Annotated in this window: 14 protein-coding genes and 1 pseudogene; 9 read left to right on the plus strand and 6 right to left on the minus strand. The window is 69.4% G+C overall.

Going from position 1 to position 15,532, the window contains the following annotated elements:
• Positions 1-260: 260 nt before the first annotated feature.
• The gene (locus I6A60_RS02145; RefSeq protein WP_307838663.1) at positions 261-1,052 is read right to left on the minus strand and encodes a TetR/AcrR family transcriptional regulator; all 792 of its coding nucleotides are present in this window, start codon (positions 1,050-1,052) and stop codon (positions 261-263) included.
• 276 nt (positions 1,053-1,328) lie between these two features.
• On the opposite strand from I6A60_RS02145, the gene I6A60_RS02150 reads away from it, so the two are divergent.
• From I6A60_RS02150 to I6A60_RS02165, 4 genes are all read left to right on the plus strand, one after another.
• A complete protein-coding gene (locus tag I6A60_RS02150; RefSeq protein WP_203023027.1) occupies positions 1,329-2,378 on the plus strand; it encodes an aldo/keto reductase in 1,050 nt (349 codons plus the stop codon).
• A gap of 64 nt (positions 2,379-2,442) precedes the next feature.
• Entirely contained in the window at positions 2,443-3,306 is an 864-nt protein-coding gene (locus tag I6A60_RS02155; RefSeq protein ID WP_203023028.1) for a mycofactocin-coupled SDR family oxidoreductase, read from the plus strand.
• Between the two features lie 149 nt (positions 3,307-3,455).
• A complete protein-coding gene (locus I6A60_RS02160; protein ID WP_203023029.1) occupies positions 3,456-5,051 on the plus strand; it encodes a N,N-dimethylformamidase beta subunit family domain-containing protein in 1,596 nt (531 codons plus the stop codon).
• A gap of 86 nt (positions 5,052-5,137) precedes the next feature.
• Positions 5,138-6,277 carry an esterase family protein gene (locus tag I6A60_RS02165; protein WP_203023030.1) on the plus strand — a complete coding sequence of 380 codons (1,140 nt, stop codon included), beginning with the start codon at positions 5,138-5,140 and terminating at the stop codon, positions 6,275-6,277.
• 53 nt (positions 6,278-6,330) lie between these two features.
• Here I6A60_RS02165 and I6A60_RS02170 read toward each other — a convergent pair whose 3' ends face one another.
• Entirely contained in the window at positions 6,331-7,401 is a 1,071-nt protein-coding gene (locus tag I6A60_RS02170) for an esterase family protein (RefSeq protein ID WP_203023031.1), read from the minus strand.
• Positions 7,402-7,635: 234 nt separating this feature from the next.
• Between I6A60_RS02170 and I6A60_RS02175 the strand changes: the two genes are divergently transcribed.
• The gene (locus I6A60_RS02175) at positions 7,636-7,833 is read left to right on the plus strand and encodes a hypothetical protein (protein WP_203023032.1); all 198 of its coding nucleotides are present in this window, start codon (positions 7,636-7,638) and stop codon (positions 7,831-7,833) included.
• A gap of 203 nt (positions 7,834-8,036) precedes the next feature.
• Here I6A60_RS02175 and I6A60_RS02180 read toward each other — a convergent pair whose 3' ends face one another.
• Positions 8,037-8,717 carry a DUF4386 family protein gene (locus I6A60_RS02180; protein WP_203023033.1) on the minus strand — a complete coding sequence of 227 codons (681 nt, stop codon included), beginning with the start codon at positions 8,715-8,717 and terminating at the stop codon, positions 8,037-8,039.
• Positions 8,718-8,864: 147 nt separating this feature from the next.
• Between I6A60_RS02180 and I6A60_RS02185 the strand changes: the two genes are divergently transcribed.
• From I6A60_RS02185 to I6A60_RS02195, 3 genes are all read left to right on the plus strand, one after another.
• Entirely contained in the window at positions 8,865-10,880 is a 2,016-nt protein-coding gene (locus tag I6A60_RS02185) for a sensor histidine kinase (protein WP_238434594.1), read from the plus strand.
• A complete protein-coding gene (locus tag I6A60_RS02190) occupies positions 10,868-11,512 on the plus strand; it encodes a response regulator transcription factor (protein ID WP_203023035.1) in 645 nt (214 codons plus the stop codon). Before I6A60_RS02185 ends, I6A60_RS02190 begins: the two co-directional genes overlap by 13 nt.
• A gap of 346 nt (positions 11,513-11,858) precedes the next feature.
• On the plus strand, positions 11,859-12,641 hold the full coding sequence (locus I6A60_RS02195) for a tetratricopeptide repeat protein (protein ID WP_203023036.1): 783 nt from the start codon (positions 11,859-11,861) through the stop codon (positions 12,639-12,641).
• Between the two features lie 74 nt (positions 12,642-12,715).
• On the opposite strand, the pseudogene I6A60_RS43880 reads toward I6A60_RS02195, so the two are convergent.
• A pseudogene (locus I6A60_RS43880) lies at positions 12,716-13,429 on the minus strand (tyrosine-protein phosphatase); the annotation flags it as partial.
• 250 nt (positions 13,430-13,679) lie between these two features.
• On the opposite strand from I6A60_RS43880, the gene I6A60_RS02205 reads away from it, so the two are divergent.
• Positions 13,680-14,138, plus strand: a complete 459-nt coding sequence (locus I6A60_RS02205) for a VOC family protein (RefSeq protein ID WP_238434578.1) — start codon at positions 13,680-13,682, stop codon at positions 14,136-14,138.
• 92 nt (positions 14,139-14,230) lie between these two features.
• Here I6A60_RS02205 and I6A60_RS02210 read toward each other — a convergent pair whose 3' ends face one another.
• Together I6A60_RS02210 and I6A60_RS02215 are read right to left on the minus strand one after the other, a co-directional pair.
• Positions 14,231-14,656, minus strand: a complete 426-nt coding sequence (locus I6A60_RS02210; protein WP_203023038.1) for a universal stress protein — start codon at positions 14,654-14,656, stop codon at positions 14,231-14,233.
• Positions 14,657-14,666: 10 nt separating this feature from the next.
• Positions 14,667-14,882, minus strand: coding sequence for a hypothetical protein (locus tag I6A60_RS02215; RefSeq protein ID WP_203023039.1), 216 nt, complete (start codon positions 14,880-14,882; stop codon positions 14,667-14,669).
• Positions 14,883-15,532: the final 650 nt, after the last annotated feature.

Below are 15,532 nucleotides of genomic sequence, written 5' to 3' on the forward strand. Positions count from 1 at the left end.
TGCCCTCGGTGGCCGCTCGATCACGGCGGCGGACGAAGCCGCTGACCGCCCGTGCGACGACGGATGACGCCATGGTGATGCCTCCCAACATCTGCAAATTTACCTTTGCAATTTGCATTTTGGGATCCTTGTCGTTCATTGCCAGCATCTGTCGGATGGATGACCGCGCCGAGCCGGCGCAGGTGCGTCCGGCGTACGGCGGTCTGAGAACTTGCCGCGACGCTGCCCGCTCCGCCGGCGGCCGCGCGCCTGCGCGACGGTCAGCGTCCGGTCGCGGCGAGCTGGCTGGTCACCCCGTCGAGGAAGATCGCCAGACCGTGCGCGAAGACCTCGTCGGCAGCCGCGGCCGTATAGGCGTTCCCTGCTGTGCGCAGCGCCTCGAACCGGTCGGGCGGCAGCCTGTCGAGAAGCAGGTCGAATCCGGCTGACCCGGTGTCGCCTCGCGGGCCGCGCCCGGCGTCACTGCGGTCGATGTCGGCCGACCCGGCGACGAAGTTGATCAGACTGATGGTCGTACGGGCCGCCTCGTCGTCGGACAGACCGGCCTCGAGGAACGGTCCGAGCGCGGCGTCAAGAACGCGCAGCATGTTGGGGCCGTAAGCGGACATGCGCCGGGCCGCGGACGACGGCAGCGGCTGGCTGAGGATCACTCGCCGCATCTCGGACATCAGCGCCTCGACGTCGGCGCGCCAGCCCCGCCCGGTTCGGTCCAGCCGTACCTCGCCCATGACGTGGTCGCCGATCAGCGCGATCAGCTCGTCGCGACTCGCGAAGTGCCGGTACAACGACGCGTTGCTCGTCTCGAACCGCTCAGCCAGAGCTCGCACGGTCAGCGCCTCGAGTCCTCCGTCCCGGAGGATCTCCAGGGCGGCCTCGATGATGCGCGCGGTCGTCAGGCCGCCCGAACGCGGCCGGCGCTTCGCGTCCGTGGCATCACGCTGCGTCCACCACTCGGCGGAGCCGGGCTTGGGGGCGAGAAGCTCCTGGTCGAGGGACCGCGCCTCGTCGCTCTCGGTCGGAAGCTGCCGGCTCACCGGGCCATCTAACACCACCTTGACACTATGCGATCGGCGGTCGCATACTCAGTCGACCGACGAGGGGCGTGCTCGTGTCGCGGACGGCATTCACGGCTATGACGAGAAGGTGGACACCGCCAGGGTGAGCGGGAATCTTCCTGTTCCCGACCGCGAGATTCGAACGTGAATGGCTGACGTCTGCGCCCTGATTTCAACCCTGGTATTTGTTGCGGAGCTGAGGTGCTGATGCTTGCAGGGCGCACGCGCTGAATCCTCGCTCGAATTCTGGCTGAGATCTTCTGAAGGGCTCCGATGAGGTACAGCAGGTTTGGCAGAACAGGTGTCGAGGTGAGCAGCCAGTGCCTGGGGACGATGACGTTCGGCCGGCTGGGCAGCACCGAGCCCGACGAGTGCGTGCCGATCATCAGCCGTGCCCTGGACGGCGGAATCAACTTCATCGACACAGCCGACGTGTATTCCCATGGCGAGTGTGAGGAAATAATCGGCCGAGCGGTCAAATCGCGCCGCGACGAGGTCGTGCTGGCTACAAAATGCTTCTTCCCGATGGGTGGTCGCCTCCAACGGGGTTCCTCCCGCCGCTGGATAGCGCAGGCTGTCGAGGACAGTCTGCGACGGCTGGGCACGGACCGCATCGACCTTCTCCAGATACACAAGCTCGACTGGGACACCGAGCTGGAGGAAACCCTCGGAGCGCTCACCGACCTCGTACGGCAGGGAAAGGTGCTCTACCTCGGATCGTCCTCGTTCCCGGCGGACTGGATCGTCGAGGCGCAGTGGGCGGCCTCTCGGCGCGGCGGGGAACGGTTCGTCTGCGAGCAGCCGCAGTACTCGATCTTCGCCCGGTCGGTGGAGCAGGCGGTGCTCCCTGCCTGCCAACGACACCGGATGGCGGTCATCCCGTGGAGCCCGCTCGCCGGTGGCTGGCTGACCGGCAAGTACCAGCGTGGCCAGGAGCCGGCGGCCGGTTCACGTTACGACCCCGCCAGCCCTTTCATGCAGGGAACCGTCAGCACGGCCGCCGAACGCGCGGACCCCGCCCGTTTCGACGCGGTGGACGCCCTGCGTGACGTCGCGGCCCAGGCGGGCATCACCCTGACGTCGCTGGCGCTCGCGTTCGTTGCGAGCCATCCCGCCATCACCTCGACGATCATCGGACCGCGTACGGCAAAGCACCTGGACGACGCGCTGGACGCCGCGGAGATCGAGCTCGGCCCGGACATCCTCGACGCGATCGACAAGATCGTTCCACCCGGCACCGACCTCCCCGGTATCGACCACTTCACGCGCCATCCGTCCTTGCAGCCCGCGGCCCGCCGTCGACCACCGCACTTCTCTGCGTAACGAACGCCGAGAGGCGCTTCTACCGAGACGAAATCAATCTCCATAAGCAGGTCGGGAGGACCAGATGGGTAAGTTGGAAGGCAAGGTCGCCTTCATCACGGGCGCCGGCCGCGGGCAGGGCCGCAGCCATGCCGTCACGTTGGCCGGCGAGGGCGCGGACATCATCGCGGTCGACATCTGCGAGGACATCCCGACCGTCAACTACGAGATGGCCAGCGCGGAGGATCTTGCGCAGACCGTCAAGGAGGTCGAGGCGCTCGGCCGCTCCATCGTGGCCGTCAAGGCCGACGTGCGCGTCAAGGAGCAGTTGAAGGCCGCGCTCGACCAGGGCCTCGCCCGGTTCGGCCAGGTCGACATCGTCTGCGCGAACGCGGGCATTCTGCCGCTGAACGACCGCACCCTGATCGAGGGCTTCATCGACGGCATGGACGTCGACTTCGTCGGCGCGCACAACACGGTCGCCGTCGTCGCGCCGCATCTGCGGGCGGGCGCGTCGATCATCGTCACCGGCTCGTGCGCGGGCCTGATGAAGAACACCACCGAAGCGATGGGCAAGACCGGCGGTGTCGGGTACTCGTTCGCCAAGCGGCTGATTTTCCAGTATGTCGAGACGCTCGCCCTGCAGCTGGCTCCGCACAACATCCGGCTGAACGCGGTCCACCCGACCAATGTCAACACCCGGCTGCTGATGAACGACGACATCTACCGCTCGTTCCGCCCGGACCTCGTCGCCGAGGGCGGGACCCCGACCCGCGAGGACGCGGAAGTGGCCTTCCCGGGCATGCAGCCGATGCCGATCCCGTACATCGAGGTCGGCGACGCGTCGGCCCTGGTCGTGTTCCTCGCCAGCGACGACTCCCGCTACATCACCGGCCTCAACCTCCGGCTCGACGCCGGCTCGATGCTCAAGGGCGAACGCGCGATCTAAAGCCGCTCCCGATACCCCACCCCATCAGACAGCGTCCGGGCCCAGTACCTGGGCGCATGTCGTGTACGCGGCCGCACGACCTGCTAGACGCCTGTAGATGAAGATCGACTTGGCCGGGGGTGGCCGCGTGGAGCGGAGCCGCCCGGTGGATGCTGTGGGCCGTGTGGCAGATGAGGTTCGGCCGTAGCGGCCTTGGGGCGGTGGCGGTCGGGGTGCTGGCCGCGGTGCTGGCGGCCTGCGGCGGCTCCGGGCCGGCCGGTCCGGCCGGCCGGCCTTCCGGTGGGAGTCCGACGGGCCAGCGGGCCGCCCCGGTGACCGCCTCGGCGGCCGCGGGCTCCGACGTGCTGGCGGAGAACGCCAAGCCAGGGGCCGACTGCGGGCTGGCGCGGCTGGGCCGTGACCACGCGATCGAGGGCTGGCTTGACCGGGCGAGCATTTCCCCCGGTGAACCGGTCCGGCTGTACGTGTCGACGACGGCGCCCTCGTTCATGGTGTCGGTCTTCCGCACGGGCTGGTACGGCGGCCGGGGCTGCCGGCTCGTTGACCAGGTGACCGGCCTGGCCGGCGTCCGCCAGCCGATGCCCGCCCCGACCCCGACGGTGCACACCGTCGCGACGACCTGGAGTCCGGCGACAACGTTCCAGACCGGCGGCTGGCCGCCAGGGGACTACCTGATGCGCCTGGATGACGCGCACGGCTGGCAGTGGTACGTGCCGCTGACCGTGCGCGGCCCGAAGGCCGCGGGCCGGATCGTGATTCTCAACGCGGTGACGACCTGGCAGGCCTACAACGCCTGGGGCGGCTACAGCCTCTATCACGGCCCGGACGGCCAGTTCGCGGATCGGGCCCGGGTCGTCTCGTTCGACCGGCCCTACGACTTCGGTGACGGCGCCGCTGACTTCACCGGCAACGAGGAGCCGCTGGTCGCGCTCGCCGAGCGGCTCGGCCTGCCGTTGGACTACGCGACCGACGTCGACCTCGACACGGACCCGCATCTGCTCGACGGCGCCCGCGCGGTGATCTCCCTGGGCCACGACGAGTACTACTCGCGGGCGATGCGCGACGCCCTCACCGGCGCCAGGGACCGCGGCACGAACCTTGCCTTCCTCGGTGCCAACGCGGTCTACCGGCGGATCCGGCTGTCGCCGTCGCCGTACGGACCGGAGCGGACGCAGGCCGGCTACAAGGTCGCCACGGAAGACCCGCTTTACAACAAGGTCAACGCCCAGATCACCGCGAACTGGCCGGCTCCGCCGCTGGCCAGCCCGGAAAGCGCCCTGACCGGCGGGATGTACCAGTGCAACCCCGTGCACGCCGACCTGGTCGTCTGGAATCCGGATCAGTGGCTGTTGTCCGGCACGGCCGCGACGGCCGGCGAGCATGTCCCAGGGATGATCGGCTCGGAGTACGACCGCTACGACGCGACCGCGCCGACGCCACCCAACATCGAGGTGCTTGCCCACTCGCCGGTCACCTGCCGGGGCGCTGCGGACTTCTCCGACGTCACCTACTACACCGCCGCGTCGGGCGCCGGGGTGTTCGACGCGGGCACGAGCGCCTGGGTGTGCACGCTGGGCGACGTCTGCGGAGCCGGTGCGAGCGGGCCACGGATTCAGGCCTTCACCAGCCAGGTGACGACGAATCTGCTGCGGGCGTTCGCCGCGGGGCCGGCCGGTCAGCGACATCCGGCCGCGCGGTCCGTACCGACCGACTACGCCCACAAGGTCACCGGACTCGAACGCTGAACGGCGGCCGGGGTTGAACGACCAGAATTCTCATTTCCGCTTCCAGCGTCGACAATGACTGGCGTCAACGTTGACACGGAGGTCCGATGACCCTCACGGGATGGCCGTTCATGCTCATGCTGGGCATGATCGGCCTGATGTGCGCCGTGGGCACCTCCCTGTTGTGGAATCGGTGGCCAGGTTGGTGGGCGCTGCCCGGGCGTGCGGTCAGCCTGCTGCTGGTCATGGTGCTCGGTGGAGTCCTCGCGCTGGCGCAGGTCAACCGTTCGTACGGCTTCTACACCTCGGTCTCGGATCTGCTCGGCCGCCCCGCCAGCCCGCGTAGCCTCGCCACGCCGGCGCACCCCGGGACCGGCTCCCAGGTGATCGTGCTGACCCCGGACTGGGCCGCGCTCGGTCGCCGGGACAGCCGTCACGGCCGTGGGCTCCTGCTGAACGTCCTCTACCCCGGGATGCGCAGCGGACTGACCCACCACGGCCTGCTCTACCTTCCCGCGGCCTACTTCACCGGCAACGCGCAGCGCCGGTTCGCCGCGGTCGAGGTCTTCCACGGCTATCCCGGCTCGCCCGAGACCTTCCCCCAGCTGATGAACATCCAGACCCGGCTGGAAACCGAGATCGCCGCCGGCCGGGTCCCACCCGTTGTCCTGGTGATCCCGCAGGTCTACGCCGGCGGCCACAGTTCCGAATGCGTCAACGCCGTCCACGGCGAGCAGTGGGAGACCTACCTTTCCGTCGACGTCCTCGACGACGTCACCAGGACCTTCCGTGTGGACACATCTCGTTCGTGGGCCACGCTGGGCATCTCCACCGGCGGGTTCTGTGCCGTGAACGTCGCGCTGCACCACCCCGAGCGCTACGCGGCGGCGGCCAGCCTGTCCGGCTATTTCACCGCCGGCCAGGACCCGGGAACACCGGGCCTCTACCAGGGGTCGAGGTTCGCCAGCCGGGACAACTCGCCCCTCTGGTGGGTCCGTTACCGCAACCCGGTCGCGCCCCCACTGTTCCTCTCGGCCTCAGGCGGCGATCCGGGCGCGATGGGCGAGGCACGCGCGATGACGGCGACCCTGCGGCACTATGCCCCATCTCTCCCGACGACGACCATGCTCACCGCGTCCGGTGGGCACAACTGGGGCGTGTTCTCCGCGGCCTTCGGCCCGGCGATCGACTGGATCGCTCAGTACCTGCCCGGGCCGCTCGTCGCGCCACCCACAGACCTGAGCTGAGCTTGCCCGGTCGCTCGGCGACTCGGGATCTTTCAGCTGGGCGGCCGGTGCCCTCAGCTCATCGTGGCGAGGGTCGAGGTGGGGACGGCCCAGCGAAGGCTGTCGCGGAGTGCCGGGCGCCAGACGCCATAGTCGTGCCCACCTGGTCGCAGTCGCAGGACGACGTCGAAGCCGTCGCGGTGGGTCAGGAGGCCGGCCATGGTGCGGGTGTCGCGCAGGGCCTCCCGGTCGCCACGGCCACAGTCCAGCCAGATCCGCATCGGTGGGGACGGCGGGAGCGCGCGAGCGTAGCGGACGGGAGTGTTGGCGGCGGCGACCGCGGCGAGGTCCGGCCGGGGTCCGAACAGACCGGCCATGCCGCCGCTGTGGGTCGGTTCGGCCAGCCCGGACATGGCGACGACCGTCCCGACCAGGTCGCGGTGGCGTAGCCCGAGGTTGAGCGCGCAGAACCCGCCGGCGGACATCCCGGCGAAGACGCGGTCGGCCCGGTCGGGAAGGGTGCGTAACTCCGTGTCGACGGTCGGGATGACGTCGTCGATGAGGTAGGTCTCGATGTGTTCGCTTGGCCGGTCGACGCACTCGCTGTCGTCCAGCCAGTCATGGCTGACCCGCGGCGCGACGAGAATCGCCGGCTGGCCGGTGCTCGCGAGCAGCGCACCGGTCGTCGCGGCCTCGTTCGCCCGGTACCAGTCGACGGGTGCGCCTGGGCTGCCGTGCAGCAGGTAGACCACGGGGAACCGCGCGCCGGGTTCGGTGAAGTACTGCGGCGGGAGGTACACCAGGGCCCGGTGGGTGCCAAAACCGCTGTGCTTACCGGCGACGGGCAGGGCGATGACGGAACCGCGTCGGTGCGGCCGGTTGGGCATCGCGGCGATCGCGTCGCGCGCCGGGGCGGTCGGCCAGGACGTCACTCCGACGACGTCGTCGACGCGGGGAAGGTACCCGTAGTGGACGTTGACGAGATCCGCCACCGTCGCGAGCGTGAGCAGCATCGCGACGGTACCGACACCGATCGCCGCGGCGCGGCGCCGACGCCTAAGCCAGACACAGCACACCCAGCCGACGAGCGACAGCGCCGCCAGCCCGAGCACGAACCACTTTCCGATGACGACGACGGACCCCAAGCCACACCCCTTTGACCTGCGACGCAAGGCGGGCACAACTGGCAAACGCGTCCCGCCTCTATCGCACCGTAAGCCGTGAGAGGGCCGAGTTGCACTCTGCTCGGGTGACGGCGATTACCTCGCCGTTAGATTGCCTCGCGTGTAGATCCCACGCCGACCGCAGCCCTGAATACCCCGGCGACGTCGAGACACGAGAGCCAGCCGTGCGCGGCGGCGGGAGGACCCACGGACGTCTTGGCGCAGATCGCGTACACCGTCATGGCCGTCCTGACCCGCGTCGCGGCCGAGCACGACCTGTCGCTGACCCAGCTGCGCGTCTTCGGCATCCTGCGTGACCACCGCCCGCGAATGGCCGAGCTCGCCGACTTCCCTCCCATTTCCCCTGCGCAATTGGCGATCATCGCGCCCTGGTGGCGCCAGGATTCTTCATGATTGCCAGTTGGGCAGGGGAACTGTCGTTCGCTGCCCCAGTTTGTCGCATTTATTCCTGCGCAACTGGCGATCATCGGCCGTCACCCACCGCTGAACCGTCCGAAGATCGCCAGATGGGCAGGCCAATCGGCGGCTCGGACCTTCGGCGGTCGTTGACGTGGTGCCGCGGCTGGGGAATGGCCGGGGCCCCGCGGCCGCGGCTGTCAGCCGGCGGTGTTGGCTGCGGGAGTGGTGCGGTGCGCGTGGTCGTCCCGGGGGCGAACGGCCGCGGCGACCCAGGTGAAGCCGGCGAGAGCGAGCACGGCGACGCCGATGATCACTGGGCGGGCTGGGCCGGGGGCGGTGAGCATGATGCCGACGCCGCCGAGGCCGGTGAGGGCGGCGGCGGGTAGCGGGGCGACACGGGCGCGGTAGAGACCGATGGCGAGCAGGGTGTAGCCGACGCCGCCGGCGATGAGCGCGAGGAAGATGACGTTTCCGATGCCAGCGTTGTGGAAGTGATCCCACAGGTCGACCATCGCGGCCCGTTGGGGTTGCCGGGCGATCTGTCCCGCGATCAGTGAGGCCGTCGCGACACCGGCGAGCGCGATGGTGCCAACGACGGTGAGCGTGGCTCCGGTCGCTGCCAGTTTCGGCGTGTGCGGGCGGATCGCGGCAGCGAGCGTCAGGCCGGCTGGGATCAGTAGCGCCGCGGCGAGCAGGGCAAGCAGGCTGCCGGCGTCAGAGCGGGTCGGGTGGGCGCTGACGTCGGCGAGGAAGTTCGCGGGATCGTCCACCCATGGGGCGGAGAGAAGTCGCGCGATCAGCGCGACCAGTGGTGCGGCGACGAGGCAGAGCAGCAGGGCCGGTGGCGGTGTGGGACCGCGGCGGGCGGATGTGGTCATCGGAGGCGTCCTTTCGGCGGGTGGAACGGTTGCCGCGACGGTGTCGTATCCGGACCACGGGGCGCGTCGGAGGACGCCCGGATCTTTTCTTCCGGGTATTCCCGGAAGAAAAGAAGGCTGGTGCGGTGTCACCATTCACGGGTGGAGATGACGTCGGCGCGGCGGAGAATCGCGGTGGCCGTCGCGGGGGCGGGGTGGCTGCTGCTGCCGGTCGGCGTCGGTGTGCTGGTGTGGCTGGATCAGCGCCTGCGCGGTATGGGGCGTGGCGACCTCGTGACGACCACCGGCGGGGCCGAGGTCCCGTTTGTGCTCGTCGCGGCGACCGCGTGGACGGTCGGGGTCGTCCTCGCGCTGCGTCGCCCGCGCCATCCGGTCGGTTGGCTGTTCCTGGCTCTGGGCGGTGTCCTCCTGCTGTCCGGTGGGACACAGGGGTATGCCTCCTACGGCGCGGTGGCCCGCCCAGGGCGCCTGCCCGCCGCGGACCTGGTGGCGATCTACGCGGATGCCGGCTTCATCCCGTGGCTGGTGCTCGTCGCGCTCATCCTTCATCTGACGCCGACGGGCCGACCGCTGTCGGCGCGGTGGGGATGGCTCGCACTCGCGACCGCGGTCGCAGGCGGGCTCTGGCTGCTCGTAGGTCTGGTCTCCACCGAGACCATGCAGGCCCCGTTTCAATCCGTCGCCAACCCGCTGCTGATCTCCGGTCCGCTCGGTCCGCTGCTGTTTGCCCGCAGACTCCTCGGACTCGCGACCGGTGCCGGTGTCGTGCTGGCGGCGGTGTCGCTGATCGTCCGGTTCCGCCGATCCGTGGGCGTCGAGCGCCGCCAGCTGCTGTGGGTCGCGGTGGCCGCGGTCCCGCTGCCGGTGCTGATGGCGGCGTCGTTCGCCGCCTCGTACGCGGGCGACAACACCGCGGCCGGTCTCACCGCCGCGACTCTGATCGGCCTGTTGGCAGTCGGTTCCGGACTGGCGATCGGCCAGTACCACCTCTACGACGTCGAGGAGATCCTCAGCCGGGCCGTCACGTACCTGCTGGTGTCCGGGCTGCTCGCGGCGTCCTACGCGACGGTGGTGATCGTCGTCGGGCAGTCGCTCGCCGGTCGGACCGGCCGTTCACAGATCTCCGCGGTGCTCGCGACGCTCGCCGCTGTCACGGTCGCCGCCCCGGCCTACCGGAAGATCCAGGACGGGGTCGACCGGCGGTTCAACCGTCGGCGGTTCGAGACCCTGCAGGTGATCCGACGTTATCTACGAGACCACGACCCCGAAGTCGCCGTCGAGGACGTGTTGCGGCGCGCACTGGGTGATCCCACGTTGGCGGTGGCCTACCTGGTCGACGACCGTCGCCAGTGGGTCAGCGCCGACGGACAGCCAGCCGCCCCCGGTGACGGTCTTGTCGAGGCCGTCGAGGTGTGCCGGCGCGGCCGACCCATCGCCCGGCTGACGTTCGACCGTGGCAAGGCCGAACCCGACCTCGTCCGCGCCGCTGCCACGGAGACCACCGCCGAGCTCGACAACGTAGGCCTACGCGCCGCGGTCGCACTCCAGCTCGTCGAGGTACGCCAGTCTCGGGCCCGGATCGCCGCGGCTCAGTTCGCGGAGCGCCGGACCATCGAACGCAATTTGCACGACGGCGCGCAGCAACGGCTGCTCGCGCTCGCGCTTCAGCTACGGGCCGCGCAGCTGAGCGGCGACGAAGCCTCGCTGGGACAAGCCATCAGTATGGGTATCGATCAGCTGCAGGCCGCCGTCGTCGAGCTCCGCGAGCTGGCCAACGGCCTGCACCCGACGGTCCTCGCCGACGGCGGGCTGGCCGCCGCGCTCGAAGACGTCGCCGCCCGTACCCCCGTACCCATGAAGATCTGCGCCCCGGACCGGCGATATCCGCCTGACCTGGAGGCAGCCGCCTGGTTCATCGCCTGCGAGGCAATGGCGAACGCGGTCAAACACGCCCACCCGACCACCGTCGCCGTGAATGTCTCAGCCCGCGACGGACAGCTGATCGTCGAGGTCCGTGACGACGGCATCGGCGGCGCCCAGCCGGGCGGACCCGGGCTGCGAGGCATCGCCGACCGAGCCGAAGCCTTCGGTGGGTCGCTGACCGTCCACACCGACCCCGGTATCGGAACGACCATTCGCGCGGAGCTGCCATGCGAGTCGTGATCGCCGATGATTCCGTGCTTCTGCGCGAAGGCCTCGCCCGCCTGCTCGCCGAAGCCGGGATCCACATCTGCGCGATGGCAGGCGACGCCGACAGCCTCGAAGCCGCAGTCGCCGAACACCGCCCAGACGTCGCACTCGTCGACATCCGAATGCCGCCGACCTACACGCACGAAGGCGCGCAAGCCGCCATCCGCCTCCGCGAACGGTCAGGCGACCTCGGCATCCTGTTGCTATCCCAGTCCCTGGAAAGCCGGTACGCCGCGGCGCTCGCGCAAGCACACCCCAAAGGCTTCGGCTACCTGCTCAAAGACCGCGTCCTCGACGTCGCCACCCTCGTCGACGCGATCGACCGGGTCGCCTCCGGCGACACCGTCCTCGACCCCGACGTGGTCAGTTACCTCCTGGGCCGACACGGCAACCGGGACCGTCTCACCGCCCTCAGCGAACGCGAACGCGACGTGCTGGCACTCATGGCCCAAGGCAGATCGAACCAGGCGATCTCCCGCCACCTCGTCCTCGGGGCCAAAACCGTCGAAAGCCACATCGCCAGCATCCTCAGCAAACTCGGACTACTTCCCGAACCCGACGACAACCGCCGCGTCCTGGCCGTCCTCACCTGGCTCCAACCCTGACCGCGAGGGAGAACAGGTAGAGGCCACTGTCGCGCGCTTGCGGCTTCGACAGCGGATCTTAACCCTGAAATCGATCAAGATGTTTGACCAGCACAAATTTCCAGACGGCCTCGCCATTGTTCGGTGTCAGCCACAAGGCTGACGCCGTGGCGGTCACCTCCAGTGATCCAAGGTGGTCGGCCGCTGCGCTGCGAGTCCGCGCCGAACAGGTGAGGACTTCCGTGGGCGGCTTCGCTCCGGCCGGGAGGCTCAAAGCTCCCGGTTGCGACGCCCTGTCCTGCTTGCCATTCTTCTTATGTAACCCGCCTGGATGAGAGATCTCTGCGTCGGTGTGCGAGGTGGCTGGATGCGCAGGCTCCGCAAGAAGGGTCACAGTCGCCGTGCCGTGCGTCGTCTTCGGCGGGCGGCAGAGGCGGGCCATGCGGGGGCCGCCTTCGAGCTGAGCGTGGTGCTTCGCGGGCGGGGGCAGGAGCAGGAGGGCCTGGCCTGGTGCCTGCGGGCGGCGGAGATCGCTGCCGAACAAGGGCAGCCGGCGACGGAGGTGGCCTCCTATCTTCGCCTGGCCGGAGAGTATGAGCGGGCCGAGGATGTGCTGCGGCAGGCGGCCGAGACCGGCGACGGCGACGCCGCATACTTCCTGGGCAAGGTCCTGCAGCACGACCCGACGCGCCTGGCCGATGCCGAGCGCTTTTACCTGATGGCCTGCGAGCTGGGACACGTCGAGGCGCCCATGAGTCTGAGCTTGATGCTGACGCGCGTGGGCCGGCTGGAAGAGGGCGAGCGCTACTACCGGCTGGCTGCCGAACGGGGCGACCGCATGGCCGCCCGCCGTCTTGGGAACGCTGCCTGGAAGGCGGGACGCGACCAGGACGCCGAGCGTTACCTACGGATAGCCGCACAGGCTGGCCGCTCCCGCGAAAACGACGACGTACTAGCGCTTGCCGACTTCCTGGGCGAGAGAGGCCGGATCCACGAGGCCCTTCCCATACTGCACGAACTCGGCGACCACATCGCGTGGCGGATCGGCCCCATCTTGCGCCGCGCCGGCCTGGCCGAGGAAGCCCAGCTATACGACAACCGCGCCAACGAATGGGAAAAGATGCTCGACGCTCTGGACGACCTCGACTGATCCGCCGCTGTCAGGCGGTCCAACCCCGCGCCGCTTCCCCCGCCAGCGAGTAGGTAGGTCTCGGCGTCGAACTCGGCGACGAGGTCCAGGACGGCCTGGCGGGCGGTGGTGCCGTGGGCGGCGAGTTGGGCGTCGATCCGTGGGTTCTGGTCGACGAGGCCGACCCTGGCGTAGACGTCGACGAGTGCGGTGGCGCTGCGCCCGTAGTTGTCGGCGATCGCCTCGGGTTCGACATCGGCGAGGGTCTCCAGTAGGAGGGCGATCAGCCCGGTGCGATCCCGGCCGGCGGCGCAGTGAAACAGCACACCGCCCGGTGTGGCTTGGGCGAGGGCACAGATAGCGGCCGCGACCCGGCCAGGCTTGGCCTCCAGGAACGGGCGGAAGTAGAGCGGGGTCCCGTTGAGCCCGGAAATGTTGATCCGCTGCCACAGGGCGACGTCGGCGACGTCGTCGATCGGCACCTCGACCCGGCTTAGGTCGGGCGGGGTCGCCGGTCCATCGACTGGTGGCGGGACGCGGACCGTGCCTGCGGCTCCTGTGGAGCTCGGTGGCCCGGGGCGGATCTCGTCGTCGTTGCGCAGGTCGACGACGGTCCGAAGCCCGGCGGCACGGGCGGCGGCCCAGCCGGCGTCGGTGACGAACCGCGGGTCGGCGGACCGGTAGAAGACGCCATACCGGGTGGTCCTACCATCGCGGGTCGGCAGGCCGCCGAGGTCCCGGGTGTTGATGAACCCTTCCCAGCCGACGGCGCGCGGCCGGGCCGATGCGGTGTCGGTCAGGACCGGCATCGTCCCACTCCGGCTACCCAGGACGCTGCGATGCGAGTCCTCGCCGCAACGGGTTCCACCCTCAGCAGCGAACGGTCCCCGCTCCCAGGATCTAAGGCAGATCTTGTGGTTGCGGAGCGTCGCCGTCGCGATTGTCGGTGGCTCGTGCGAACGGGCGGCGACATCTCAAGATCGTCTGACCGGGGTCGCGTCGGGAATCGACGGGTCGCGCGGAGGCGACAGCGCCGTTGCTCTACCTATGCTGTGGGTCATGTCCGAGGTGGGGTCCGCGTCCGAGACGCCTGTGGATGCGGCGGTCGGCGGCATTGTCGGTATCCACCACTTCGGCCTGACCGTGCGGGACATTGAAATCAGCGCGGCCTGGTACGAGAGCGTCCTTGGTTTCACGCGGGTGGGAGCGCACGAGGCCCCGGACGGGTCGCGCCGCAAGGTGTTCCTGCGGCACCGGGGCCTGAACCTGCGCCTGGGGCTCACCCAGCACCGCGACGGTGACGGCGGTTCGTTCGACGAGACGCGGGTGGGCCTCGACCACCTGGCGTTCGCCGTGGCCAACCGGGATGAGCTGGATAGATGGGCCCAGCGGCTGACGGACAGCGGTGTCATCCACTCGGCGGTCGCGCCGGCGAACTCCATTCCCGGCGCTGCCGTCCTGGTCCTGCGTGATCCCGACAACATCCAGCTTGAGCTGTTCGCCGACCCGACGTCGTAACCCACGATCAGACGCGCTCACCTCCCCGCGTGACCACAGCCGCAGACCCGATCACAAGATCAGCGCCAGACCCAGTGGACGCGGCTGTCTTCTCAGTGGGTGTGCGCGATGTAGACGTCGCAGGGCGCGCGATGGGCGACGTCCGCGGCGATGCTGCCCAGGACCCGGGCGACGCCTTGGACGCGCTTGTTGCCAACCACGATGATGCTCGCTCCGAGTTCCTCGGCGACGCTGACGAGAACGTCGGCCGGCTTGCCGAACTCCGAGCGAGGAGTGGTTGGCAGGCTGGCGAAGTCGGTCGAGAGATCCCCGATCGCCTGCTCGGCGATCTTCAGTGCGGTGTCGCTCGCGGTCAGGTCGAGTTCGTCGAAGGGTCGAGCTGTCTGCGACCGCTCGGTGGAGCTGAAGGCGCTGACGACGACCAGCTCGTATCCGAGGGCGGAAGCGAGTCTGGCCGCTGTTTTGGCCGCCTTGCTCGCGGTGTCACTTCCATCGACGCCGACAATGATCGTGTCCATGTGTGCGTCCTCATGGTCTGCGCGGGAGCGCGTCGGGAGCGGTGGCCACCATGACGTTGTGGCCGGGCTGGTTGGTCGCCCAGGTCTCGATCTCGACGACGACGTCGCCGCTGTGGTCGAGGCGTTGGCCGGTTACTCGTCCAGTCAGCCGGACGACGTCGGATGGGTGGACGTGAGAGCGGTACTGCCCGTGGATGTGGTCGTAAGCGAGTGGATCTGCCAGCACGTCCGCTGGAGACCGACATCCTAGGCGGTCTGGGCGCCTGAAGTGCCCCGGCGGCCAGGGGACTGGGCGCGAGGTGGAGCAGACGTGCACTGCGACTTTGTCCTCGCGCGAGTCTCGCCGTCAGGGCGCTCGCGTGCCGAACGCATCAGCCCGCGGGCGTGCGTGGCGTGGGCCGCTCGCCGCGGCTCGGTTCGATCATGGGTAGCTGTGTGGTCGCGTCGCTCGACGTCGCGACCCGGGCGCACTCGGTCCGCGTGGCGCGTCGGATCGCGGCCGACGACCCGCACCGTTCCGGCGTCCGGGCGCCGCAGCCCCTGGACGCACTCCACCGTCGTGGTCTCGCCGATCAGACCGACTACCTCGCCGGCCGCCACGTCGAGATCCAGGTCGGTGCGCAAACGGCGATCAGGCCGACGGAGCCAGAAGACCTTCCCCTCGGAGCCGGCCCCAACGCGTTGGCCCGTTTTATCGGAAAGCCGGGCGGGAGGGGACGAGGCCGGGCCTACGACCTGACGTGTCGCCGCGGTCGGGCGCGGGATTGATTGCGCGGTGCAGGGCACGGTAAGCGAGTGGTTCAAGGGTTGAAAAGAGCATAGCTGTTCGAGCAGGAAGGCCTTAACCTCGCGTACATGTAGAAGGTAAGGCCCGCT

This window comes from Frankia sp. AgB1.9, from assembly GCF_016786355.1.
Taxonomy (GTDB): Bacteria; Actinomycetota; Actinomycetes; order Frankiales; family Frankiaceae; genus Pseudofrankia.